Source organism: Clostridium boliviensis, assembly GCF_033342255.1.
In the GTDB taxonomy this organism is placed as follows: domain Bacteria; phylum Bacillota; class Clostridia; order Lachnospirales; family Lachnospiraceae; genus Lacrimispora; species Lacrimispora boliviensis.
Genome location: NZ_JAWONS010000009.1, coordinates 1 through 473, shown reverse-complemented (window position 1 = coordinate 473; position 473 = coordinate 1). Strand labels below are relative to the sequence as shown.

The 473-nt window shown below is 45.0% G+C and carries 1 protein-coding gene; it reads right to left on the bottom strand.

Annotated elements, in window-relative coordinates:
- Nucleotides 1-322: hypothetical protein (locus RZO55_RS00390; RefSeq protein WP_318062322.1), on the bottom strand; the 322-nt coding region annotated here is incomplete at its 3' end.
- Nucleotides 323-473: the final 151 nt, after the last annotated feature.

The following is a 473-nucleotide window of genomic DNA, read 5'->3' as shown; positions in this document are numbered from 1 at the left end:
ACGGGACAAAATCATGGACACCCATCCGATACAGCGCATTCAACACAAACATTTTGAACGGGATGGTTGCCTTGTCTTGTTCTAAGCGTTGCACCTGTGCGCCGCCATATTCCACAAACTCCGTGATCTCGCCGACAAAATATTTTTGGGATTCGGTCTCCCCTTCACTACGCACTTCCATGATCATATCATGTGCTTCCTTTAGCGGACTTTCACCGCCGTGATCGTAGAAAGGAACAATTTTGCTCGGGAAAACCCCTTGGCCACCTTCGTACTTATACTTGGTGAAGGAACGGCCCGCGTCGATCCCCGCGATGAACATTCATCATCTCTCCTTCAACTCGTTTTTATTGAATCATGATTTAATCTTGATTTAATCATACAGGAAACCTTTTTCCTTGTCAAATTCGACTGAAAACTGCTAAACCCCTTTTATATCAAGGGTTTCGGCGATTTTAGGTTGGTCAAGAGCA